This is a genomic window from Stenotrophomonas sp. RIT-551, assembly GCF_026241915.1.
Lineage (GTDB): Bacteria > Pseudomonadota > Gammaproteobacteria > Xanthomonadales > Xanthomonadaceae > Stenotrophomonas > Stenotrophomonas bentonitica_A.
In genome coordinates this window covers 147,002-167,625 of record NZ_JAPJIU010000009.1, presented here as the reverse complement: position 1 = coordinate 167,625, position 20,624 = coordinate 147,002, and the positions used below count along the sequence as shown (strand labels likewise).

Here is a 20,624-nt window from a genome sequence, read left to right as displayed (position 1 = left end):
AGGCCATGGCCCGCCTGACAGCGTGGTTCGCCAGCCGGGGCTGGGCGCCGCTGCCGTTCCAGAAAGCGATGTGGAAGCATTACCTGGCGGGCGACTCGGGCCTGCTGCACACACCCACCGGTAGCGGCAAGACGCTGGCGATGTTCGGCGGGCCGCTACTGCAGGCGCTGCACGATCCGCCACCACGCACCACGCGTGGCCGTGCCAAGACACCGGTGCCGGTCCTGCAGGTGCTGTGGATCACCCCGCTGCGGGCGCTGGCCGCCGATACCGCGCGCGCGCTGCGCGAACCTTTGGACGCCCTCGGGCTGGACTGGCAGGTCGGCCTGCGCACCGGCGATGCCAGCGCGCGCGACAAGCGACTGGCGCGCGAGGGTCGGCTGGATGTGCTGGTGACCACGCCCGAGTCACTGGCCCTGCTGCTCAGCTACCCCGACACGATGGCCCGCCTGCAGCACCTGCGCTGCGTGGTCGTGGATGAATGGCATGAACTGCTGGGCAACAAGCGCGGCGTACTGCTGCAGTTGAATCTGCGTCGCCTGCGCGACGCCCTGCCCGCCCTGCAGGTATGGGGGCTGTCGGCCACGCTGGGCAATCTGGAGGAGGCGCGCGAGGTGCTGTTGCCCGACGTGCCCGACGCGCCGCTGGTGGCCGGCGCACGCCCGCGTCCAGTCAGCGTGGAAACACTGCTGCCGGCGCAGGGCGAGCGTTTTCCCTGGGCCGGCCACCTGGGCTTGTCGCAGCTGCAGCGCGTGCTGGAGAAGCTGCTCACGGTGCGCACCAGCCTGTTGTTCACCAACACCCGCGCCCATGCCGAACTCTGGCACCAGGCACTGGCGGCAGTGTGGCCGGAAGACCCGGATACCCTCGCACTGCATCATGGCTCACTGGACCCGGCGTTGCGCCGCGCCGCCGAGCAGGGCCTGCGCGAAGGCCGCCTGCGCTGCGTGGTCGCCACCTCCAGCCTGGATCTCGGCGTCGATTTCCCCAGTGTCGACCAGGTGCTGCAGATCGGCAGCCCCAAGGGCATCGCGCGGCTGCTGCAGCGTGCCGGGCGCGCCAGGCATCGCCCCGGCGAATCCGGGCACATCGTGTGCGTGCCCTCGCACGCGCTGGAGCTGGTGGAGTATGCCGCCGCGCGTCGCGCGCTGGCCCAGGGGCACATCGAAGCCCGCCGGCCGCTGCGATTGTCGCTGGATGTGTTGGCGCAGCACGCGGTGAGCTGCGCGTTGGGCGGCGGCTTCGCTCCGGACGCACTGCTGGAGCAGGTGCGGCGCACGCACGCGTTCGCCGGGCTGGACAGCACGCACTGGGAGGGCGTGCTCGAGTTCATCGTGCAGGGCGGCCGCGCGCTGTCGCAGTACCCGGACTTCCACAAGGTGGTGCGCGATGACGATGGCATCTACCGCGTGCACGACCGTCGCGTCGCGCTGCGGCACCGGCTGTCGATCGGCACCATCACCAGCGATGGCAGTGTCATGGTGCAGTTCCTGCGCGGCGGCCGGCTGGGTGCGGTGGAGGAGCAGTTCCTCAGCCGGCTGCGCCCCGGTGATCGCTTCCAGTTCGCCGGTCGCCTGCTGGAACTGGTGCGGCTGGAGAACCTGACCGCGTATGTGCGCCTGGCCCGGGGCGGCGATGGCGTGGTGCCGCGCTGGCAGGGTGGCCGGCTGCCCCTGTCCGACGCGCTGGGCCATGAAATGGAAACGGTGCTGGCCCGCCCTGCCGACAGCCCGGAGATGCGCTGGCTGGCGCCGCTGCTGGCCCTGCAGACGCGCCTGTCCGCACTGCCCGGTCCGGAGCTGCTGCTGGTGGAACACGTGCGGCGTCGCGATGGCCAGTTCGTGTTCGTGTATCCCTTCGCCGGTCGCCAGGTCAATGAAGGGCTGGCCGCGCTGATGGCATTGCGCTGGACGCGACAGCACAGCAATACCTTCGGCTACGCGGCCAACGACTATGGCTTCGTGCTCGCACCGGCGCGCCCGGTCGAACTCGATGCAGCGCGCGTGCGCACCCTGCTGGCACCGGAGGGGCTGCTCACCGATCTGCGCGAGAGCCTCAACCTGGGCGAACTGGCGCGGCGCCAATTCCGCGATATCGCGCGGGTGTCAGGCATGCTCGTACCGGCACTGCCCGGCCGCACACCGCGCAGCCTGCGCCAGCTGCAGGCCTCCAGCGGGCTGCTGTACGACGTGCTGCGCCAGCACGATCCGGATCACATCCTGCTGACGTTGGCCGAACACGAAGTGCTGCACGATCAACTCGATCTGGGAAGCCTGGCGCGTGCGCTGTCGAGCTGCCAGGCCCGCACGCTGAGCGTGCAGCATCCGACCAGCCTGGGACCGTTGTCTTTCCCGCTCTGGGCGGAACGGTTGCGCGGCCAGCTCAGCAACGAAGACTGGAAGACCCGCGTCCTGCGCGCCGCACAGCAACTGGAGAAGCGCCATGGCGCCTGAACTGCCGATCACCCTCGCCGGCGAAACCGTCCATCTGCTTGGCGCGCGTGCGCTCTACTGGCCGGCGCGCGATGCACTGTTGATCGCCGATCTTCACCTGGGCAAAGCCGATCTGTTCCGGCGTTCGGGCATCGGCCTGCCCAGTGGCGGCACCTCCAATGACCTGCAGCGTCTGGGCACCGTGGTGCAGCAGCGCGCCATCCGCCATCTGTGGATACTCGGCGATGTGCTGCATGGCGCTGCGCACCGCGCTGCGTGGTACCGCCAGTGGCAGGGATGGCGCGAGCAGCATCCACAGCTGTGGATCGGTGCACTGGAAGGCAATCATGACCGTGTGCTGCCCAAGGCCGACCTGGGCATCGAACTGCTGGGCGAGCGTATCCAGGAAGGACCGTTCCTGCTGCGTCATGCACCGCAGCCGCAGCCCGGGCTGCATGTGCTGTGTGGTCACTTGCATCCACTGGCCCGGTTGCCGGGCATGCAGCGGCGTTGGCCAGCGTTCTGGATGCGCGAGGGAATGACGATACTGCCAGCGTTCTCGGGCTTCACTGCCGGCATCGCACCGGTACTGGCCTCAGGCGAACGGCTGGTGGCCTGCGTCGAGGACCAGGCCATCGCGTTGCCGGCGCGCTGATCGGGACAGCGCGCGACGTCGGTGACGCAGCTACCTTGCCTGCATCAGGCAGCGGAGGCCAACAGGCTGGGCATCAACCGGATATCCGGTGCATTCGGATTGGGCCGCACGGGTTGCCGCTGGATCGCGCTCAGCATCTCATGGGCAGCGCTGCGGATGCGCGGGTGGTGTTCCGGCGCAGCGTGCGTGATGAGGCTGGTCACATGGAACTCGAACACGTCTTCCATCACGTCCGGCTGATCCTCATGCAGCATCTGCAGCAGTCCGCGCAGTTTGCGGATTTCACTTTCCAGAGTTTCGGCCGAGAACAGCATTTCAATCTCCTTGGGTTGCGATCGGTCCACCGGACCGTAGGTCGCAAACGCAGCCCCACCCTACCACCCCGCAGTCGCGGGGCTCCAAGCGATCAGGCATCGGACAGCGCGTCCGTGGAAGCAGCAGGTCGCGCATGGATGAACCACATGCACGCTGCGTTTGCCTGAGTGTTGTCCCACGTGGGCGGTGAGTCCACCGTCAATGGATGTTATTCACGCCTTCACATCCGCTGCGATGCACTGCTACGCGGGGTCATCAGCAGATGCCGTCGCGCTCGCGCGTGTCCTGCAGCCCGTGCATCGCCTGCATGAACGCGGGCGACAACGGCAGTCTGCCGAGCCAGCCGCGCTGCGTTCCACTGAGGACGCGGAGCATGTGTCCACGCCCGCCTGGGATGCGGCCCATCGGCTGGAACAGCACATCGCGGGCGCGCGCCAGGCCATCCCGTTCGGACTGGAACAACGGCGTCAGCCAGCGGCTCCAGTACTGGTAGATCGCTACATGCGCGCGGCGCTGTTCCTGGTAGGCCTGCAGCGCGTTGTCGCGATCAGCGTGCGCGCGCAGTGCATCGCGCAACGCCAGTGCGTCCATCAGCGCCATGTTCACGCCCTGCCCCAGCTGGGGGCTCGTCGCGTGGGCGGCGTCCCCCACCAGCACCAGCCGCTCGCGGTGCCAGCGCGAGAGCACCGCGTCGCGATACCCGGCGCGAGCCAACTGTGTGGGTTCACACACGCCCGCCAACCGCGCGTGCGCCTGCGGCCACAATGCGGCGATCTCATCCAGCCAGCGCGCCATGCCATCACGCTCCCACTGGGCGAACCGGTCGCGTGGCAGGCTCCAGAAGAAGCTCAACTGCGGCACATCGTTGCCGGGTCGCGTGCCCACCGGCAGCAGCCCGATCATCTTGCGCGCCGCCACATAACGTTGGCGCAGCTCATCGATGTGCGGCCAATCGCCGCACGGCAGCAGGCACCACAGCGCGCCCCACGGGTACTCGCGGTCAAGCGATATGCCCTGCACCTGCGCACGCAGCGACGAGGCCGCGCCATCGGCGGCGATCACCAGATCATAGGGGCCATGCCAGCGCCCCTGTGCGTCACGCACGCGCCCCTGCGCGGTGTCCACCTCGACGATGGACGTAGCGGGCTGCAGATTGCCCGGCTGCTCCCACGCAGCGGCCAGCAGCGAGAACAGCGCACCGCGCTGCATGCCCACGCCGTGCAGCGCTGGATTCAAGTCGGCATAGCGCATGTCCATCACCGTGCGCCCGCACGGGGTTTGGCCGTGCAAGCGGCGCACGGGGGCACCGTGCTGCATCACCGCGGGCAGCAGCCCCATCTGCCAGAGCACCTCCAGCCCGGTCGGCTGGAGCAGGAAGCCGGCCCCGACCGGACCGGGCCGCGCCGCGCGCTCGAACACGTGCACCTGGTGATGGTCACGTGAAAGCAGGATCGACAGGGCCTGGCCAGCGGTGCCGTAACCGACGATGGCGATGGTGCGACGAAGGGTCATGGGGGACTCACTGATGAAAAAAAACCCCGCCGAAGCGGGGTTTTCAATGCGCAGCCGAGAAAATCACTCAGCCGGCACGATGTTCGAGGCTTGGGCGCCCTTCGGGCCCTGGGTCACGTCATAGGTGACCTTCTGGCCTTCCTGCAGACTGCGGAAGCCCTTGGAGTTGATCGCGGAGAAGTGCGCGAAGACGTCGGCGCTGCCGTCCTCCGGCGAGATAAAGCCAAATCCCTTGGCGTCGTTGAACCACTTGACGGTACCGTTCGGCATGGTAATGCGAGACCTTCTTCTATGAATGGGTGGTGTACGCTCAACCAGCGCACTGGCGGAGTATGCAAACCTTGTACGGTAATGACAATCACCCCCGTGCCAATTCACCGATCAATTCGGGCAGGCCGGAGGAGGCGGCGTCCACATTGGCCAGCACTTCGGCCATCGTGATTTCATCGCCATCGCCACAGCCGGCGGCCCAGTTGGCCACGATCGCCAGGCAGGCGTAGTCCAGACCGAGCTCGCGAGCCAGACTGGCTTCGGGCATGCCGGTCATGCCGACCAGATCGCAGCCATCGCGGCGCATGCGCGCGATTTCCGCATTGGTTTCCAGCCGCGGGCCCTGGGTCGCGCCGTAGCAGCCACCGTCCTGCAGGCGCACGCCGGTCACCTTCGCCGCGGCCAGCACCTTGCTGCGCAGCATCGGCGTGTACGGGTGGCCGAAGTCCACGTGCAGCACGTCGGTGCCCGGCTCTTCGCACAGGGTGGAGATGCGGCCCCAGGTGTAATCGATCAGCTGGTCCGGGCAGGCCAGCACGCGCGGGCCGAACAGTTCGGTGATGCCGCCGACCGTGTTGAGCGCGAGCACACGCTGCGCGCCGATCTGCTGCAGCGCGGCCAGGTTGGCGCGGTAATTGATCTTGTGCGGCGGCAGCGAGTGGCCTTCACCATGGCGGGCCAGGAAGGCCACGCGCTGACCCAGCAGCGTGCCGATGCGGATCGGGCCGGACGGCGTGCCGTAGCGCGTCTGGACCTGGTGGCTGCTCACATCGTCGAGCTGGGCCAGCTTGTAGACGCCGGTGCCGCCGATGACGGCAAGGGAAATGTGTTCCATCATTCCTTCATCGCGTAGATGGCCGGCACGCAGCGCAGCGTTTCGTTGACGTCCATGCCGAAACCGAACACATAGCGGTCCGGCAGGTCGATGCCGGCGTAGTCGGCCTTGACGTCCGGCAGCGCGCGGTCGTGCAGCTTGACCGTCAGCGCGGCGATGCGCACGTCGGTGGCGCCCTGTTCCAGGCACCAGGTGCGCACGCCCTGCAGCGTGTAGCCCTCGTCGAGGATGTCATCGACCAGCAGCACGCGGCGGCCGAACAGCGCGGTGGCCGGCTTGTGCTTCCAGACCAGGTCGCCGCCGGTGGTTTCACCGCGGTAGCGGGTGGCGTGCAGGTAATCGAACTGCACGTCCTGGCCGCGTGCGCCCAGTTCCAGCGCGAGCTGGCCGGCGAACGGCAGCGCGCCGTGCATGATCGACAGGAACAGCGGGACCTCGCCCTTGTAATCGCGCGCGATGGCGTCGGCGATGCCAGCGATGGCCTTGTCGATGGTGGGACGGTCGACCAGCAGGTCGGCCTGGGCCAGGGCCTGGGAAATGGTGAGGTTGGGCATCAGACGGTTCTTCCAAGGGTGTCAAGCAAACGGGATTGGGTGGTGCCGTGGCGGGAATCGGCCAGCAGGCCGTCCCAGCCCAGCGCGCCGCGACCGATCAGGCCGAGCAGCGCAGCGGTGTTGAGGGTGCGACCTTCGACGGCGCGCAGCGATTCTTCCACCAGTTCGGGGTGGCAGACCAGCACCACGTCGCAACCGGCGTCCAGGTGTGCATCCACGCGCGCCTTCACGCCACCGGCGGCGAATGAAGCGGCCATGCCGATGTCGTCGGAGAAGACCACGCCGCGGAAGCCCATCTGTTCGCGCAGGATCTGCTGGATCCAGCGTGGCGAGTAGCCGGCCGGCTCCGGCGCGACCTGCGGGTAGACCACGTGGGCCATCATCACCGCATCGGCGCCGGCGGCGATGCCGGCCGCGAACGGGATCAGGTCCAGCGCGCGCAGTTCATCGAGCGAGCGCGGGTCGCTGGCGTCGTGGAAATGGGTGTCTTCCAGCACGGTGCCGTGCCCGGGGAAATGCTTGAGCGTGGCGGCCATGCCAACGCTGTGCATGCCGCGCACATAGGCGGCAGTGAACGCTGCGACCACCTGCGGGTCCGCGCTGAAGGCGCGATTGCCGATCGCCAGGTTGCCACGGCCCAGATCGACGACGGGGGCGAAGCTGAGGTCCACGCCACTGGCGCGCACTTCACTGGCCATCAGCCAGGCGTGCTGCTCGGCCAGGGCCAGCGCGGCCTCGCGATCGGAGGCATACAGCGCATCGAAGCCCTGCAGCGGCGGCAGCGCGCTGTACCCCTCGCGGAAGCGCTGCACGCGGCCGCCTTCCTGGTCCACGCAGATCAGCTGCGGGCGCGGCGCGGCGGCACGGATGGCCGCCGAGAGCTCGGCGATCTGCTCGCGCGAGGCGAAGTTGCGCTTGAACAGGATGACGCCGGCCACGGCGTCGTGCTGCAGCCACTCGCGTTCCTGGGCGGTGAGTTCGGTCCCGGCAACGCCGATCACGAGCATGGGGTGTCTCCAATACGGGGCGCCACCATGGCGCACTGCCGCATTGTCGCAGAACCCGCGCGCAGCGTCAGACCTCGCAACCGTCCGGGCCGCAGCCATCGCCGTGCCCCGCAGGGGCTGCAGGCGTGCGTTCGGCCGCGATCTGGCGCAGGGCCTGGGCGAACGCCTCCGGTGGCTGGGCCCCCTGGATGGCGTATTTATCGTCGATCACGAAGGTGGGCACGGACTGAATGCCGAAGCGCTGCGCCTGCGCCAGCTGCGCCTGGATCTCCTCCAGCCCCTCCTCTCCTTCCAGCAGCGCGGTGATGCGCTCGGCCTGGAGCCCGCCGGCGGCGCCGGCGGCGATCAGGGTCTGGGGGTCGGCCAGGTTGCGGCCCTCCACGAAATGCGCGCGGAACAGTGCCTCGCCGACCTCGGCCTGGACGCCTTCGCGCCCGGCCAGCCACATCAGCCGGTGCGCCGGCAGCGTGGTCACCCGGACCTGGCCCTGGTTGAAATCCATCGGCAGGCCCTCGGCGCGCGCCGCGGCCTGGGTCTGGGTCAGGATCTGTTCGGTGCGCTCGGCACTGCCGAACTTGGCCGCGTACGCCTGGCGCAGCGGTACCGGGGCCGTGCCGGCGTCGGGATCGAGCAGGAACGGGTGCCAATGCACCTCCACCTCGGGCGCGTCATCGCCGAGCAACGCCAGTCCCTGCTGGAACCGGTGCTTGCCGATCCAGCACCAGGGGCACACCACATCCGACCAGATATCGATTTTCATCTGGCCAGATTGTGGGCGGAAAGGCCGCTTCACAAGGGCCGCGGATCAGCCGCGTTCAGCGCTGGACCAGCGTGAAAAGGGGTGCGCGGCCAGGGCCAGGTTGTAATAGCGCACCTGGTCGGTGACCTCCTCGCCTGCCCACTCGGGCAGCGTAACCGTCTGCTCGGCGTGCTCGAGCTCCACTTCGGCCACCACCAGCCCGGCGTTCTCGCCGAGGAATTCGTCCACCTCCCAGAGCAGCCCGTCGTGCTCGACCAGGTGCCGGCGCTTGTCGATCAGCCCGCCGACGCACAGCGCCAGCAACGCACGCGCATCCTCCACCGGGATCGGATAATCGAACTCCTGCCGGGTGTGCCCGATCTCGCGCGACTTCATGTTGAGGAAGGCCTGCGCGCCCTGGATGCGCACGCGCACCGACGCCTTCTGCGCGCCGCTCTCCAGCGAGGCGGCGTCGTTGAGATAGCCCTGTGCCATCGGGATCACCGCGTGCGCAGCGGTGCGCCAGCCCTCACCGGTGACGAGGTATTTGCGTTCGATTTCAATGCCCATGCGCACAGTATGCGGCGATCGCGGCACCGCGGCCACGGCGTGCTTCTATACTGCCCGGCTGCCTTGCAAGGATGCCCCCGATGAAACCGCTCTTCCCCGCCCTGCTGCTGACCCTGCTGCCGTTGGGCGCGCTCGCCGCCCCGCCGCCCACGCCTGCACAGATCGAGGCGGCGGTGATGGCCATGGTCGAGGCGGAAAAGACGCCGGCCGCCTCTACCCAGGATCTGCTGCTGCAGTCGATGTTCACCCCTCGCCGGTTCGAACATGGCCCGTGCTGGGCAAGCACCACGCTCGCCGGTGCATACGACTGCCTGGTCGGCATGGAGATCGGCCTCAAGAACCGCTACCGCATGCTGCGCTTCGTTCCACAGGGCATGGGCTGGGCGATGCAGCGCGCCGATGTCGACGCGCCGGTGCCCCCGCGCGAACGTGTCCGCGAGCTGCTCAATGCGCAGCTTGATCGCCGTGCTGCGTCCATCGACGATGCCGCCACCCGCGAGGAACTGCGCGCGTTCCAGCAACGCCTGCAGATCTTCGCGATCGACGACTGCGAACTGCGCAGCACCCAGGCGCCGGAGATCCGCTGCAATGTCACCGCCGGGGATGCGACCGAGCGCGGCACCGAACCGCAGACCTATGTGTTCGACGCACAGGGCCAGTGGCAGAACGCCGCGCCCGGGGACGGGCGCTGATCAGCGCTTTTCGAACACCGCGATGCTTTCCACGTGCGCGGTGTGCGGGAACATGTCCATCGCGCCGGCCGAGACCAGGGTGAAGCCCTGCTCGTTGACCAGGTAGCCGGCATCGCGCGCCAGCGAGCCCGGATGGCAGCTCACGTAGACGATGCGCTTGAACTGCTTCAGCGGCAGCTGCTGCAGCACTTCGATGGCGCCCGAGCGCGGCGGATCCAGCAGCAGCTTGTCGAAACCCTGGCGCATCCACGAGGCCTGGCGCTGGTCCTGGGTCAGATCGGCGGCATGGAACTCGGCATTCTCCAGCCCGTTGCGCACCGCGTTCTCACGCGCACGCGCCACCAGGCCGGCATCACCCTCCACGCCGACCACGTTGCGCACGGTGCGCGCCAGCGGCAGGGTGAAATTGCCCAGCCCGCAGAACAGATCGAGCACGCGCTCGTCCGGACCGGCATCGAGCAGGGCCAGCGCGTGCGCGATCATCTGCACGTTGAGCTTGGCATTGACCTGGATGAAATCCAGCGGGCGGAACGCCAGCTCGACATCCCACGGCGCCAGCTTGAACGACAACGGCACCTCGGCCGGCCACAGCGGCTGCACCGACTCCACGCCACCGGGCTGCAGCGAGATCGCAAAACCGTGTGCCTGGCCGAAGGCGATCCACGCGGCACGGTCGGCATCGCTGAGCGGCTGCATATGGCGGATGGTCAGCATGATCGCGTCATCGCCGGCGATGAATTCGATCTGGGGAATGTCGCGTTTGCCGTCCAGGGTCTCGATGAACTCGGAGAGCACGCCGACCTTCATCCCGATTTCCGGAATGACGGTCAGGCACTGGCTCAGGTCCGCGACGAAACGCGGGTCCAGCTCGCGGAAGCCGACCAGGGTCTTGTCCTTCTTCTCGACGCGGCGCACCGAGAAGCGGCCTTTGCGGCGGTAGCCCCAGCTGTCGCCCACCAGCGGCGGCAGCACCGTGCCCGGGGTGACGTGGCCGATCCGGGTCAGGTTGTCGATCAGCACCCGCTGCTTGGCCACGATCTGCTGCGACTCTTCCAGGTGCTGCAGCACGCAGCCGGCACAGACGCCGAAATGCGGGCAGCGCGGGGTCACCCGCTGCGGCGAGGCCTGGACGACCTCGATGGTCCGGGCTTCATCGAAATGACGATTGCGCGCGGTCGGCTCGGCGGTCACCACCTCACCGGGCAGCGCGCCGGTGATGAAGGTGACCTTGCCACCCTCGCCGTCGCGGCGGGCAACGCCACGGCCATCATGGCTGAGGTCGAGGATGTCGGTCTGGAAGGGAGTACGGTCGAGGCGGGAGCGGGTTCGGGCCACGTGGCAACAGGCTGCGGGCAAAAAGGGTGCGTATTGTCGCAGATACCAACTGCCAACTGACTTGCCGCCCGCTGAAACCGCTTGCAGGCGGGGACTTCGCGTTTAATATGGGCGCAGCTGACATGGAGGCAGCCCCAATGCAGATGACCCCGAGGGATCCCATGCCCCGATTCCTGCTCGTCGAGGACGACACCATCAGCCGCGGCTTCTTCAAGGCCGCGCTGGAAACCCTGCCGGCGCAGGTGGATACCGCCGATTCCCTGGCCACGGCCATGGACCGCGCCCGTGGCAACCAACATGATCTGTGGCTGATCGACGTCAACCTGCCCGATGGTAACGGCACCCAACTGCTGCAGGAGCTGCGCCGCTCGCGGCCGGACACGCCGGCACTGGCACATACCGCCGATGGCGACACCTCGATCCATTCGCGGCTGCGCGATGCCGGCTTCAGTGAGACCCTGGTCAAGCCGCTGAGCCGTGAGCACCTGCTCAAGGCCGTCCGCCGCGCGTTGGTGCATACCGCTGGCAGCCTGTCCGCCCCGGTGCTTGCCGACGCCGAGGAGGTGGAGGGCGAGCGCCAGGACTGGGACGAAACCACGGCCCTGGCCGCGCTGAACGGGCAGCGCCACCACCTCATCGCGTTGCGCGAGCTGTTCCTGGCCGAGTTGCCCGGGGTTCGCGACGCGGTGGCCCAGGCCCTGCGCGAGGACGATGTGCGGGCCCTGCGCGGCCAGCTGCATCGGCTGCAGGCCAGCTGCGGATTTGTCGGCGCCGCGCGCCTGGCCCGGGCGGTCCGCCAGCTGCACCAGGCCCCGGACTCCACCGGGGCGCAGAGCCGCTTTCGCGTGGCGGTCGACGCCCTGCTGCAGTGAGCACGGGCGGCAGCGCGTGCAGCGTTGCCGCGTGAGTCCCCCCGAAACGGCGCCGCGGGCCGCCTGCGCTCAGGTGCCCCGTCGCGCCAGGTCCTCCAGCATTTCCCAGGATTTCAGCCCTCGCCCGCCCAGGTGGTGCATCAGCACCGCGCGCATCGGCCGGCGCAGGCTGCCCAGATCCTCGGGCCCGGGCAGTTCATCGGCGGCCAGCGCCAGCAACGCACTGCCGGTCGCGGTGCCACGGCGCTGATCCACACCGCGGTCGCTGAGCAGCCGGCGCGGCCCCTCCTGCGGGTCCAGCTCATACCGTGCGGCCGGGTCGACCGGCGCCTCATCGCTGCCGTGCAGCAGATCGAAGCCGAAGCCCAGGGCCTCCAGCAGGTCGCGCTCGAAACGGCGCAGGGTCCAGGCCAGCGGCTCGCCATCGCGCAGCCGTGCGCGGACCTGCGCGTAATGGTCGTAAAGCTCGGGCAGCGGGTCCTGGCGGGGCGCCAGCCGCATCAGCAGTTCGTTGATGTAGAACCCGGCCAGCATCGCCTGGCCGGTCAGGCGTGGCGCAGCGTCCAGGGCCTCGGCCCCGCGCAGCTGGGCCAGCTCGCCCCGCTGCACGGCGGTCAGGCGGATCCACTGCAATGGCTGCAGGGCCGCGCGCAGCGCCTGGCTGCGCGGGCTGGATACGCCTCGGGCAAGCACCCCGATCCGGCCGTACTGCTCGGTCAGCACCTCCACGAGCAGACTGGTTTCCCGCCACGGGCGGGCATGGAGCACAAACGCCGGCTCATCCTCGATGCGCATGGTTCAACCGCCCGGGGTTGGAGGGGCCGGCTTATTCGTAGCCGAACGCCTTGAGCGCGGCTTCATCGTCGGACCAGCCTTCGCGCACCCGGACCCAGGTTTCCAGGAAGACCTTGGCGCCGAACAGACGTTCCATCTGCAGGCGGGATTTGGCGCCGATCTCCTTCAGGCGGGTGCCGGCCTTGCCGATCACGATCGCCTTCTGGCCTTCGCGCTCGACCCAGATCACCGCGCCGATGCGCAGCAGGTTGCCATCCTCGACGAAGCGCTCGATCTCGACCGTGGTCGCATACGGCAGTTCTTCGCCGAGCTGGCGCATCAGCTGCTCGCGCACCAGCTCACCGGCGAGGAAGCGCTGGCTGCGGTCGGTGATCTCGTCCTCGCCGAACATCGGCGGGGCTTCCGGCAACAGCTTCATCAGGTCGCGGACCAGCGATTCCAGGCCATTGCGCTTCTGCGCCGAGATCGGGTGCACCGCGGCGAACGTGCGGCCCTCGGTGACCTGCTGCAGGAACGGCAGCAGCGCGCCCTTGTCCTTGAGCCGGTCGATCTTGTTGACCACCAGCACCACCGGGATCCCCGAGTCGCTGAGCACGTTGAAGGCCAGCGTGTCTTCCTCGTCCCAGCGGCCGGCTTCGATCACCAGCATGCCCGCGTCCACGCCCTCGAGCGAGCCGCGCGCGGCGCGGTTCATCACCCGGTTCATGGCGCGCTTCTGCGCACGGTGCAGGCCGGGGGTGTCGACCAGCACGATCTGCCCTTCCGGGTAGCTGGCAATGCCGAGCAGCCGGTGCCGCGTGGTCTGCGGCCGGTTGGAGACGATGCTGACCTTGGCGCCCACCAGGGCGTTGGTCAGGGTGGATTTGCCGACGTTGGGGCGACCGATGACGGCCACGCTGCCGGAACGATGGGGGGTTGCTTCGTTCACTTGGAATCCAGTTGCTCGAGGGCGGCGGCAGCCGCCTGTTGTTCGGCCAGCCGTCGCGAGGCACCTTCGCCTTCGGTGCTGACAGCGGGGTCGGTTACGCCGCAGCGTACCCGGAAGGTCTTGGCGTGATCGTCACCCGATTCTGACACCAGCTCATACAGGGGCAATGCCTTCTGCCGCGCCTGCAGCCATTCCTGCAGCCGGGTCTTGGGGTCTTTCTCCGGCTTGCCGGTGGCCGGCAGGGCGTGCATCGAGGCGGTGAACCAGGGCAGCACCACGGTCCGGCAGGCGGCGAAGCCGGCATCGAGGTAAATCGCGGCGACGACCGCTTCCAGCGCATCGGCCAGGATGGAGTCGCGGCGATGGCCGCCGGTCTTCATCTCGCCCGGGCCCAGGATCAGGCGCTCGCCCAGGTGCAGCTCGCGCGCGATCACCGCCAGCGCGCCCTCGCGCACCAGTTCGGCACGGGCGCGGGTCAGCGCGCCCTCGTCGGCCTTGGGCCAGCGTTCGTAGAGCGCCTGGGCCACCATCATGTTGACGATGCTGTCGCCGAGGAATTCCAGCCGCTCATTGTTGGGCGTGCCGGCACTGCGATGCGTCAGCGCCTGCTGGAGCAGGCCCGGATCGTTGAAGGCGTGACCGATCAGGTCACCGCGTTGGAAGGTCTTAGTCGGCACCGCGGAGAGTCAGATCCTGGTTGGTGTCAAATTTGCCCACCACGTCGAGATTGCCGATCAGCTCACGGCGCACTTCGTAGTTGACCTTCAAGTTCCAGCCGCCGTCGATGCGGTCGAACTTGATATCGGAGGGCTTGAGATTCTCGGAATAGCTCATGTGGATGCGCTTGAAGAACAGCTCCTGGACCCTGGCCGGCTCCATGTTGGCCACCCCCGGCTCCTTGGCCAGGCTCTTCAGCGCCGTGCGCACGGCGTAATACTCCTGGTACATCGGGAACAGCTTCATCCCGATGTACAGGAAGAAGGCGACCACGATCAGCACCACCAGGAACGAGGTCAAGGTGATGCCGCGCTGCGATGTCATGTTCTTCATTGCGTTCTCCCCAGATACGCGTGTGCCATCAATCAATGGATACCCGTGCCGATCCGCGACGGCTCGAAACCGTCCTTGCAGAACCAGCCCGAGCAGTTCAGCCAGATCAGGAAGGCCTTGCCGCGCAGGTTTTCCTCCGGCAGCAGGCCCCAGAAGCGGCCGTCGTCGCTGTTGTCGCGATTGTCGCCCATCACCAGGTACTTGCCGGCCGGAACGGTCCACTGGCCTTCGCCACGGGCGTAGTCGGTCTCCAGCACCGTATGGGTGCGGCCCGGCAGGTGCTCGACCAGCAGCGAGCTGCCCTCGCCCTGGCCGTTATGGCCGGCATACAGGCCCTTGTTGTCGTATTTGACCGGCTCACCGTTGAGGATCAGGCCATTGCCCTGGAACTCGATCTGGTCGCCCGGCACGCCGATCACGCGCTTGATGAAGTTCTCACCCTTGGCCGGATCGTTGTCCGAGTGGCCCGGGAAGTGGAACACCACCACGTCGCCCCGCTTGGGCTCGCCGAACGGGATCACCTTGGCGTTGTTCAACGGCAGGCGCAGGCCGTAGGAGAACTTGTTGACCAGGATGAAATCGCCGATCAGCAGGTTGGGCATCATCGAGCTGGACGGGATCTTGTACGGCTCGGCGATGAAGCTGCGCACCACCAGCACGATCGCCAGCACCGGGAAGAACGCCCGGGCGTAATCGACCACCACCGGCTCGGTGTCCAGCAGGCCGGCGCGCTGGGCGCGGCGCTTGGCGAAGTACAGCTTTTCAGCCAGCAGGATCAGGCCCGAGGCCAACGTCAGTACGACCAGGAGGAACTCAAACAATTTCATGCAGTGTCCTTGGGAACGATTGCAGCGGTGTGGTGTGCCCCTGCGCGTCCGGCGACACCGATCCGGTGCCGCCCGCCGCTGCCGGGAAAGCCATCCGGCCTTACTTGTCCATCTGCAGCACGGCCAGGAAGGCTTCCTGCGGGATTTCCACGCGGCCGACCTGCTTCATGCGCTTCTTGCCTTCCTTCTGTTTCTCGAGCAGCTTCTTCTTGCGCGAAACGTCGCCACCATAGCACTTGGCCAGCACGTTCTTGCGCATCGCCTTGACCGTGGTGCGCGAGATGATCTGCGAGCCGACGGCGGCCTGGATGGCCACGTCGAACATCTGCCGCGGGATCAGTTCCTTCATCTTCTCGCACAGCTCGCGGCCGCGGCGATCGGCATGGCTGCGGTGCACGATCAGCGACAGCGCATCGACCTTGTCGCCGTTGATCAGCACGTCCACGCGGACGAACGGACCGGCATCGAAGCGCACGAAGTGGTAGTCCAGCGAGGCATAGCCACGGCTGACCGACTTGAGCTTGTCGAAGAAGTCCAGCACCACCTCGGCCATCGGCAGTTCGTAGCTGATCTGCACCTGGCTGCCCAGGTAGTTGATGCCAAGCTGGCTGCCGCGCTTTTCTTCGCACAGCTTGATGATGTTGCCGATGTACTCCTCGGGGGTGAGCACGTTGGCGCGGATGATCGGCTCGCGGATCTCATCGACCTGGTTCACCGGCGGCAGCTTGGCCGGGTTGTCCATGTTGATGATGGTGCCGTCGGTCTTGAGCACTTCATAGACCACGGTCGGTGCGGTGCTGATCAGGTCCAGGTTGTATTCGCGTTCCAGGCGCTCCTGCACGATTTCCATGTGCAGCATGCCCAGGAAGCCGCAGCGGAAGCCGAAGCCCATCGCCTCGGAGCTTTCCGGCTCGAAGCGCAGCGCGGCATCATTCAGGCGCAGCTTGTCCAGCGCTTCGCGCAGGTCCGGATAATCCTCGGCATCGACCGGGAACAGGCCGGCGAACACGCGCGGCTGCATTTCCTGGAAGCCCGGCAGCGGCCTGGCGGCCGGGTCGGCGGCCATGGTCAGGGTGTCGCCGACCGGCGCGCCGTGCACGTCCTTGATGCTGGCCGTGACCCAGCCCACTTCACCGGCGCGCAGGGCCGGCAGCACCTTGCGCTTGGGAGTGAACACGCCGACGTTGTCGACCTGGTGGTTGCGGCCGGTGGACATCACCTGCAGCTTGTCGCCCGCCTTGATCTGGCCCTGCATCACGCGCACCAGCGAGACCACGCCCAGGTAGTTGTCGAACCACGAGTCGATGATCAGCGCCTGCAGCTTGTCGGTATCACGCGGCACCGGCGGCGGAATGCGATGCACGATCGCCTCCAGCACGTCCTGCACGTTCAGGCCGGTCTTGGCGCTGACCGGCACGGCATCGGTCGCGTCGATGCCGATCACGGCCTCGATCTCGGCCTTGGCGCGCTCGATATCGGCGGTGGGCAGGTCGATCTTGTTGATCACCGGCACCACTTCCAGCCCCTGCTCAACGGCCGTATAGCAGTTGGCGACGGACTGCGCTTCCACGCCCTGGGCCGCATCGACCACCAGCAGCGCGCCTTCGCAGGCGGCCAGCGAGCGGCTGACTTCATAGGAGAAGTCGACATGCCCGGGGGTGTCGATGAAGTTCAGGTGGTAGGTCTGGCCGTCTTTGGCGACATACGGCAACGAGACCGACTGGGCCTTGATGGTGATGCCACGCTCGCGCTCGATCGGGTTCGAGTCGAGCACCTGCGCCTCCATCTCACGGGCCTGGAGGCCACCGCAAAGCTGGATGATGCGATCGGCCAGCGTGGACTTGCCGTGGTCGACGTGGGCGATGATGGAGAAGTTGCGGATGAACCGCATCGAATCAGAAGACATAGGTGGCGGCGGCGCGTCGCGTCGTCAGGATGACTGCGGATTATCGCATGGCCGGCCCGGTCCCGCGTGGGCCCGGCGGCGATTGTCGCCAACGGCCCCCTGGAAACGACCGGGCCCGCCGAAGCGGGCCCGGAAACACAGGCGGGGCGGGCTTACTGCCCGGCCTTGACCGCCACGAAGGCACTGTTGCCGTTGGCGCGGACCAGCAACATGACCACGTCACCCTTGCTGTAACCGCCCAGCGCCTTGTTCAGCGCGGCCACGCTGCCGACCGGGGTGCGGCCGACCTGCAGCACCACCAGCCCCGGCGACAGGCCGGCATCACGCGCCGACTGGCCGTTGACCCGGGTGATCCGCACGCCCTCGCCGGCCGACAGGCCCAGCTGCTGGCGCTGCGCGGCGGTCAGATCGGCCACGTCCAGCCCCAGCAGGGCATTGGCACCGGTCTCCGGCTTGGCCGCTTCCGCGGCCGGACGGGTGGCGCCGCGCTCGGCGTCTTCGGCCAGTTCGGTCAGGGTGGCGGTGATTTCCCGCTCCTTGCCGTCGCGCAGCACGCTCAGGCGGACCTTGCTGCCCGGCGGCAGCGCGCCGATGGCCGGCGGCAGATCACTGAAGGTATTGATCGGGCTGCCATTGACCGAGCGGATCACGTCACCCGGTTCGATACCGGCCTTGAGCGCCGCGCTGCCCGCGACCACTTCGTTGACCAGCGCGCCGCGGCTGTCCGGCAGGCCCAGCCCTTGCGCCTTGAGGCTGTCGATCGGCCCGACGGCCGCGCCCAGCTGGCCCCGGCTGACCCGGCCGGTCTTCTTGATCTGTTCGACCGCGCCCATGGCCAGGTCGATCGGGATCGCGAAGCTGATGCCCATGTAGCCACCGGACGCGGAGAAGATCTGCGAGTTGATACCGACCACTTCGCCGCGGGTATTGAGCAATGGGCCACCGGAGTTGCCCTGGTTGATGGCCACGTCGGTCTGGATGAAGGGCACATAGCGCTGGTCCGGACCGCCGGTGCTGCGCCCCACCGCGCTGACCACGCCGGCGGTCACCGAATTGTCCAGCCCGAACGGCGAACCGATCGCGACCACCCACTGGCCCGGCTTGAGCGTATTGGAATCGCCCACGCGCACCGTCGGCAGGTTCTTGGCGTCGATCTTGAGCAGGGCGACGTCGTACTGCTGGTCGCTGCCCACCACCTTGGCGGTGAACTCGCGGCGATCGCCGAGCTTGACCTTCACTTCACTGGCATCGGCAACGACGTGGTGATTGGTCAGCACGTAGCCATCGGCGGAGATGATGAAGCCCGAGCCCATGCCGCGGCCGCGGATGCTCGGCGTGCCGTCATCGGGGCCGTCGGCGCCCTGCCCCGGCATCTGGAAGTCCGGACCGAAGAAGCGGCGGAAGAATTCGGGCATGTCCTGGTCCGCCGGACCGGCCATGCGCGCCTGGCGGTTGCTGCGCACGATGGTGGTTTCGACATTGACCACGCCCGGACCGACCTGTTCGACCAGGTTGGTGAAGTCAGGCAGACCGCTGACCAGCTGCGGCGCCGGCGCCCGCGGAGCGGCGGCCGCCGCCGGGGCGGCAGCGGTGGCCGGCGACGGCGACTGGGCGCAGGCCACCAGTGGGAGCGTCATGGCGATCAGCGCCAGGGCGTGGGTACGGATACGGGCGGTCATCAGACACGAGCCTCCGGGTCAGGAAAAAAAGGGGGGGAACGCTCCGGCGCACGGGCCGGAGCGGAGCGTCGCCGCGACGATGCTCAGTCGCGGTGCCGGCGTGCGGGTTCGGCCGTTTCGGCTGACTCCTGCAGACGCGGCTCGAAGGGATAGAACGCAGCCTGCGGCGCCTGGGTGGAGAAGCTCGCATTGAGCGCCCCGCCCGCAGCCGGGGCCAGGCTGGACCGCGGCCAGGGCTTGGCCTGCAGGTTGCCGACCTCACCGAACGGGAACTGCCGCACGGTCGCCGCCGGCATGGCCGGGGTCAACGGCGCCTGGCTGGCAACCGCCCGCTGCGGTTCGGCACTGCGTTCGGCGGCGCTGCCACGCGCGGCCTGCTGGGTACGCGTGGCGCTGGCGCTGGCGCGGCGTGCGGTGGCCACGTCCTGGCGGCGGCTGGCCGCCGCCACCGCAGCCGCCGGCACCGCAGCCACGGCGAGTGCCTGTTCGGCGGCAGAGGCTTCGGTAACCGGTGCGGCCGGCAGTTCGGCCTGGCTGGCGATGATGGTGGTCGGCGCCTCCAGCGGGGCTTGGGCGGGCAGCTGTTCGCGCGTCATGAACATCGCCACCGCGGCCACGGAGGCGGCCAACGCCGCGCCACCGCCCCAGCGTCGCCAGCTGCCGCGCCGTTGCGCCTGCTCCGGGCCACGCTCCACCCTGGCCTGCATCGCCGGGACGGGCTCTACGGCCACGGACGCGCGCACACGCTCGGCGAAATCGACCGGGGCCGGTGCGCAGGCCTGCCCGCGCAGCACATCGCCCAGCATCTGCCAGCGTTCGTTGCAGCTGGACAAGGCCTCATCGTGTTCCAGCCGACGCAGCATGAAACGCGCTTCATCGGCCGACAGTTCACCATCGATCAGCGAGGACAGCTGCTGACGGTAATGGGCGTCGAATTTATCGGGGGACGCGCCCCGGGAAGCATCATTGGACATATCGTGGCTCATGCGCGGCTCTTCTCGCGGGTGGCGCTGCCCACATCGAGCAGCGGCCGAAGTTCAGTGTCGATCGCCTCGCGGGCACGGAAAATCCGCGACCGCACGGTGCCGATCGGGCACCCCATCTTCTGCGCGATTTCGTCGTAGCTCAGGCCCTCCACCTCGCGCATGGTGATGGCTGACCGCAGTTCTTCAGGCAGCGCGGACACTGCCTTCATCACCGTCTGTTCCAGTTCCTGTCGCATCAACTCGCGTTCGGGCGTGTCGGTGTCGCGCAGGCGGGTGCCGCTGTCGTACTGCTCGGCGTCCCCGATTTCGATGTCATCGGTGGGCGGGCGGCGGTTGTGCGCGGCGAGATGGTTCTTGGCAGTGTTCACGGCAATCCTGTGCAGCCAGGTATAGAACTGGGCGTCGCCGCGGAAACTGCCGATCGCGCGGTACGCGCGGACGAACGTGTCCTGGGCGACGTCCTGACATTCACTCCAGTCCGCGATGTAGCGCCCGATCAGCGCGATGACCCGATGCTGGTACTTGCGCACCAGGACATCGAACGCCGCGCTCTCGCCACGCTGCACACGTCGGACCAGCTCCAGGTCCAGCTCCTGTGGTGTTTCAACCTCGGCCATGGGGGGCCGCACTCCTGTCAGCCCAACCGACGTCGGGCAATGAGACTG

At 68.0% G+C, this 20,624-nt stretch carries 22 protein-coding genes; 4 read left to right on the top strand and 18 right to left on the bottom strand.

Going from position 1 to position 20,624, the window contains the following annotated elements; genetic code table 11:
- Positions 1-5 precede the first annotated feature (5 nt).
- Both ORK51_RS12610 and pdeM read left to right on the top strand, forming a co-directional pair.
- Positions 6-2,453, top strand: coding sequence for a ligase-associated DNA damage response DEXH box helicase (locus ORK51_RS12610; RefSeq protein ID WP_266085100.1), 2,448 nt, complete (start codon positions 6-8; stop codon positions 2,451-2,453).
- Complete coding sequence (pdeM, locus tag ORK51_RS12605; RefSeq protein WP_266085099.1) at positions 2,443-3,087, top strand: ligase-associated DNA damage response endonuclease PdeM; 645 nt, start codon at positions 2,443-2,445, stop codon at positions 3,085-3,087. Before ORK51_RS12610 ends, pdeM begins: the two co-directional genes overlap by 11 nt.
- A 44-nt stretch (positions 3,088-3,131) precedes the next feature.
- On the opposite strand, the gene ORK51_RS12600 is transcribed toward pdeM, so the two are convergent.
- The 8 genes from ORK51_RS12600 to ORK51_RS12565 form a co-directional block, all read right to left on the bottom strand.
- Positions 3,132-3,401 (bottom strand): hypothetical protein, encoded by a 270-nt coding sequence (locus tag ORK51_RS12600; protein WP_266085098.1) that lies wholly within the window; start codon positions 3,399-3,401, stop codon positions 3,132-3,134.
- Positions 3,402-3,657: 256 nt separating this feature from the next.
- Positions 3,658-4,914, bottom strand: coding sequence for an FAD-dependent oxidoreductase (locus ORK51_RS12595; RefSeq protein WP_266085097.1), 1,257 nt, complete (start codon positions 4,912-4,914; stop codon positions 3,658-3,660).
- A 63-nt stretch (positions 4,915-4,977) separates the two neighbouring features.
- Entirely contained in the window at positions 4,978-5,184 is a 207-nt protein-coding gene (gene cspE / locus ORK51_RS12590; protein WP_019183439.1) for a transcription antiterminator/RNA stability regulator CspE, read from the bottom strand.
- Between the two features lie 88 nt (positions 5,185-5,272).
- A complete protein-coding gene (locus tag ORK51_RS12585) occupies positions 5,273-6,019 on the bottom strand; it encodes an S-methyl-5'-thioinosine phosphorylase (protein WP_266085096.1) in 747 nt (248 codons plus the stop codon).
- Positions 6,019-6,573 carry a hypoxanthine-guanine phosphoribosyltransferase gene (locus tag ORK51_RS12580; protein WP_019183441.1) on the bottom strand — a complete coding sequence of 185 codons (555 nt, stop codon included), beginning with the start codon at positions 6,571-6,573 and terminating at the stop codon, positions 6,019-6,021. Before ORK51_RS12580 ends, ORK51_RS12585 begins: the two co-directional genes overlap by 1 nt.
- On the bottom strand, positions 6,573-7,580 hold the full coding sequence (nagZ, locus tag ORK51_RS12575; RefSeq protein WP_019183442.1) for a beta-N-acetylhexosaminidase: 1,008 nt from the start codon (positions 7,578-7,580) through the stop codon (positions 6,573-6,575). The genes ORK51_RS12580 and nagZ overlap by 1 nt, the downstream gene beginning before the upstream one ends.
- 67 nt (positions 7,581-7,647) lie before the next feature.
- Positions 7,648-8,340, bottom strand: coding sequence for a DsbA family oxidoreductase (locus tag ORK51_RS12570; protein ID WP_070425661.1), 693 nt, complete (start codon positions 8,338-8,340; stop codon positions 7,648-7,650).
- A 45-nt stretch (positions 8,341-8,385) separates the two neighbouring features.
- On the bottom strand, positions 8,386-8,889 hold the full coding sequence (locus ORK51_RS12565) for a CYTH domain-containing protein (RefSeq protein ID WP_026069817.1): 504 nt from the start codon (positions 8,887-8,889) through the stop codon (positions 8,386-8,388).
- Between the two features lie 80 nt (positions 8,890-8,969).
- On the opposite strand from ORK51_RS12565, the gene ORK51_RS12560 reads away from it, so the two are divergent.
- Positions 8,970-9,581, top strand: a complete 612-nt coding sequence (locus ORK51_RS12560) for a hypothetical protein (RefSeq protein WP_266085095.1) — start codon at positions 8,970-8,972, stop codon at positions 9,579-9,581.
- On the opposite strand, the gene rlmD is transcribed toward ORK51_RS12560, so the two are convergent.
- Positions 9,582-10,916 carry a 23S rRNA (uracil(1939)-C(5))-methyltransferase RlmD gene (gene rlmD / locus ORK51_RS12555; protein WP_070425663.1) on the bottom strand — a complete coding sequence of 445 codons (1,335 nt, stop codon included), beginning with the start codon at positions 10,914-10,916 and terminating at the stop codon, positions 9,582-9,584.
- Positions 10,917-11,053: 137 nt separating this feature from the next.
- Between rlmD and ORK51_RS12550 the strand changes: the two genes are divergently transcribed.
- Entirely contained in the window at positions 11,054-11,788 is a 735-nt protein-coding gene (locus ORK51_RS12550) for an Hpt domain-containing response regulator (RefSeq protein ID WP_070425664.1), read from the top strand.
- A 69-nt stretch (positions 11,789-11,857) separates the two neighbouring features.
- Here the strand turns inward: ORK51_RS12550 and recO are convergent, their stop codons facing one another.
- The 9 genes from recO to rpoE all read right to left on the bottom strand — a co-directional run bounded on the left by recO (position 11,858) and on the right by rpoE (position 20,576).
- Positions 11,858-12,583 (bottom strand): DNA repair protein RecO, encoded by a 726-nt coding sequence (gene recO / locus ORK51_RS12545; RefSeq protein WP_266085094.1) that lies wholly within the window; start codon positions 12,581-12,583, stop codon positions 11,858-11,860.
- Between the two features lie 31 nt (positions 12,584-12,614).
- Positions 12,615-13,511 carry a GTPase Era gene (era, locus tag ORK51_RS12540; protein ID WP_019183449.1) on the bottom strand — a complete coding sequence of 299 codons (897 nt, stop codon included), beginning with the start codon at positions 13,509-13,511 and terminating at the stop codon, positions 12,615-12,617.
- The gene (gene rnc / locus ORK51_RS12535) at positions 13,508-14,188 is read right to left on the bottom strand and encodes a ribonuclease III (RefSeq protein WP_070425666.1); all 681 of its coding nucleotides are present in this window, start codon (positions 14,186-14,188) and stop codon (positions 13,508-13,510) included. The genes era and rnc overlap by 4 nt, the downstream gene beginning before the upstream one ends.
- A complete protein-coding gene (locus ORK51_RS12530) occupies positions 14,178-14,561 on the bottom strand; it encodes a DUF4845 domain-containing protein (RefSeq protein WP_046273302.1) in 384 nt (127 codons plus the stop codon). The genes rnc and ORK51_RS12530 overlap by 11 nt, the downstream gene beginning before the upstream one ends.
- Positions 14,562-14,593: 32 nt before the next feature.
- On the bottom strand, positions 14,594-15,388 hold the full coding sequence (lepB, locus tag ORK51_RS12525; RefSeq protein WP_019183452.1) for a signal peptidase I: 795 nt from the start codon (positions 15,386-15,388) through the stop codon (positions 14,594-14,596).
- A 100-nt stretch (positions 15,389-15,488) separates the two neighbouring features.
- On the bottom strand, positions 15,489-17,279 hold the full coding sequence (gene lepA, locus ORK51_RS12520; protein ID WP_070425667.1) for a translation elongation factor 4: 1,791 nt from the start codon (positions 17,277-17,279) through the stop codon (positions 15,489-15,491).
- Positions 17,280-17,446: 167 nt separating this feature from the next.
- On the bottom strand, positions 17,447-18,973 hold the full coding sequence (locus ORK51_RS12515) for a DegQ family serine endoprotease (protein WP_019183454.1): 1,527 nt from the start codon (positions 18,971-18,973) through the stop codon (positions 17,447-17,449).
- Positions 18,974-19,056: 83 nt separating this feature from the next.
- Positions 19,057-19,959 carry a sigma-E factor negative regulatory protein gene (locus ORK51_RS12510; RefSeq protein ID WP_266085093.1) on the bottom strand — a complete coding sequence of 301 codons (903 nt, stop codon included), beginning with the start codon at positions 19,957-19,959 and terminating at the stop codon, positions 19,057-19,059.
- On the bottom strand, positions 19,956-20,576 hold the full coding sequence (rpoE, locus tag ORK51_RS12505) for an RNA polymerase sigma factor RpoE (protein ID WP_019183456.1): 621 nt from the start codon (positions 20,574-20,576) through the stop codon (positions 19,956-19,958). The genes ORK51_RS12510 and rpoE overlap by 4 nt, the downstream gene beginning before the upstream one ends.
- Between the last annotated feature and the right edge of the window lie 48 nt (positions 20,577-20,624).

What these genes read in the sequence shown, in the direction of transcription:
- ORK51_RS12565 (WP_026069817.1), bottom strand. Translation starts at nt 8,889, where the DNA reads ATGGGCATTGAAATCGAACGCAAATACCTCGTCACCGGTGAGGGCTGG.
- ORK51_RS12570 (WP_070425661.1), bottom strand. Translation starts at nt 8,340, where the DNA reads ATGAAAATCGATATCTGGTCGGATGTGGTGTGCCCCTGGTGCTGGATC.
- ORK51_RS12530 (WP_046273302.1), bottom strand. Translation starts at nt 14,561, where the DNA reads ATGAAGAACATGACATCGCAGCGCGGCATCACCTTGACCTCGTTCCTG.
- cspE (WP_019183439.1), bottom strand. Translation starts at nt 5,184, where the DNA reads ATGCCGAACGGTACCGTCAAGTGGTTCAACGACGCCAAGGGATTTGGC.
- ORK51_RS12580 (WP_019183441.1), bottom strand. Translation starts at nt 6,573, where the DNA reads ATGCCCAACCTCACCATTTCCCAGGCCCTGGCCCAGGCCGACCTGCTG.
- ORK51_RS12585 (WP_266085096.1), bottom strand. Translation starts at nt 6,019, where the DNA reads ATGGAACACATTTCCCTTGCCGTCATCGGCGGCACCGGCGTCTACAAG.
- lepB (WP_019183452.1), bottom strand. Translation starts at nt 15,388, where the DNA reads ATGAAATTGTTTGAGTTCCTCCTGGTCGTACTGACGTTGGCCTCGGGC.
- ORK51_RS12510 (WP_266085093.1), bottom strand. Translation starts at nt 19,959, where the DNA reads ATGAGCCACGATATGTCCAATGATGCTTCCCGGGGCGCGTCCCCCGAT.
- lepA (WP_070425667.1), bottom strand. Translation starts at nt 17,279, where the DNA reads ATGCGGTTCATCCGCAACTTCTCCATCATCGCCCACGTCGACCACGGC.
- ORK51_RS12610 (WP_266085100.1), top strand. Translation starts at nt 6, where the DNA reads ATGGCCCGCCTGACAGCGTGGTTCGCCAGCCGGGGCTGGGCGCCGCTG.
- pdeM (WP_266085099.1), top strand. Translation starts at nt 2,443, where the DNA reads ATGGCGCCTGAACTGCCGATCACCCTCGCCGGCGAAACCGTCCATCTG.
- ORK51_RS12560 (WP_266085095.1), top strand. Translation starts at nt 8,970, where the DNA reads ATGAAACCGCTCTTCCCCGCCCTGCTGCTGACCCTGCTGCCGTTGGGC.
- recO (WP_266085094.1), bottom strand. Translation starts at nt 12,583, where the DNA reads ATGCGCATCGAGGATGAGCCGGCGTTTGTGCTCCATGCCCGCCCGTGG.
- nagZ (WP_019183442.1), bottom strand. Translation starts at nt 7,580, where the DNA reads ATGCTCGTGATCGGCGTTGCCGGGACCGAACTCACCGCCCAGGAACGC.
- rpoE (WP_019183456.1), bottom strand. Translation starts at nt 20,576, where the DNA reads ATGGCCGAGGTTGAAACACCACAGGAGCTGGACCTGGAGCTGGTCCGA.
- ORK51_RS12550 (WP_070425664.1), top strand. Translation starts at nt 11,054, where the DNA reads ATGCAGATGACCCCGAGGGATCCCATGCCCCGATTCCTGCTCGTCGAG.
- ORK51_RS12515 (WP_019183454.1), bottom strand. Translation starts at nt 18,973, where the DNA reads ATGACCGCCCGTATCCGTACCCACGCCCTGGCGCTGATCGCCATGACG.
- ORK51_RS12600 (WP_266085098.1), bottom strand. Translation starts at nt 3,401, where the DNA reads ATGCTGTTCTCGGCCGAAACTCTGGAAAGTGAAATCCGCAAACTGCGC.
- ORK51_RS12595 (WP_266085097.1), bottom strand. Translation starts at nt 4,914, where the DNA reads ATGACCCTTCGTCGCACCATCGCCATCGTCGGTTACGGCACCGCTGGC.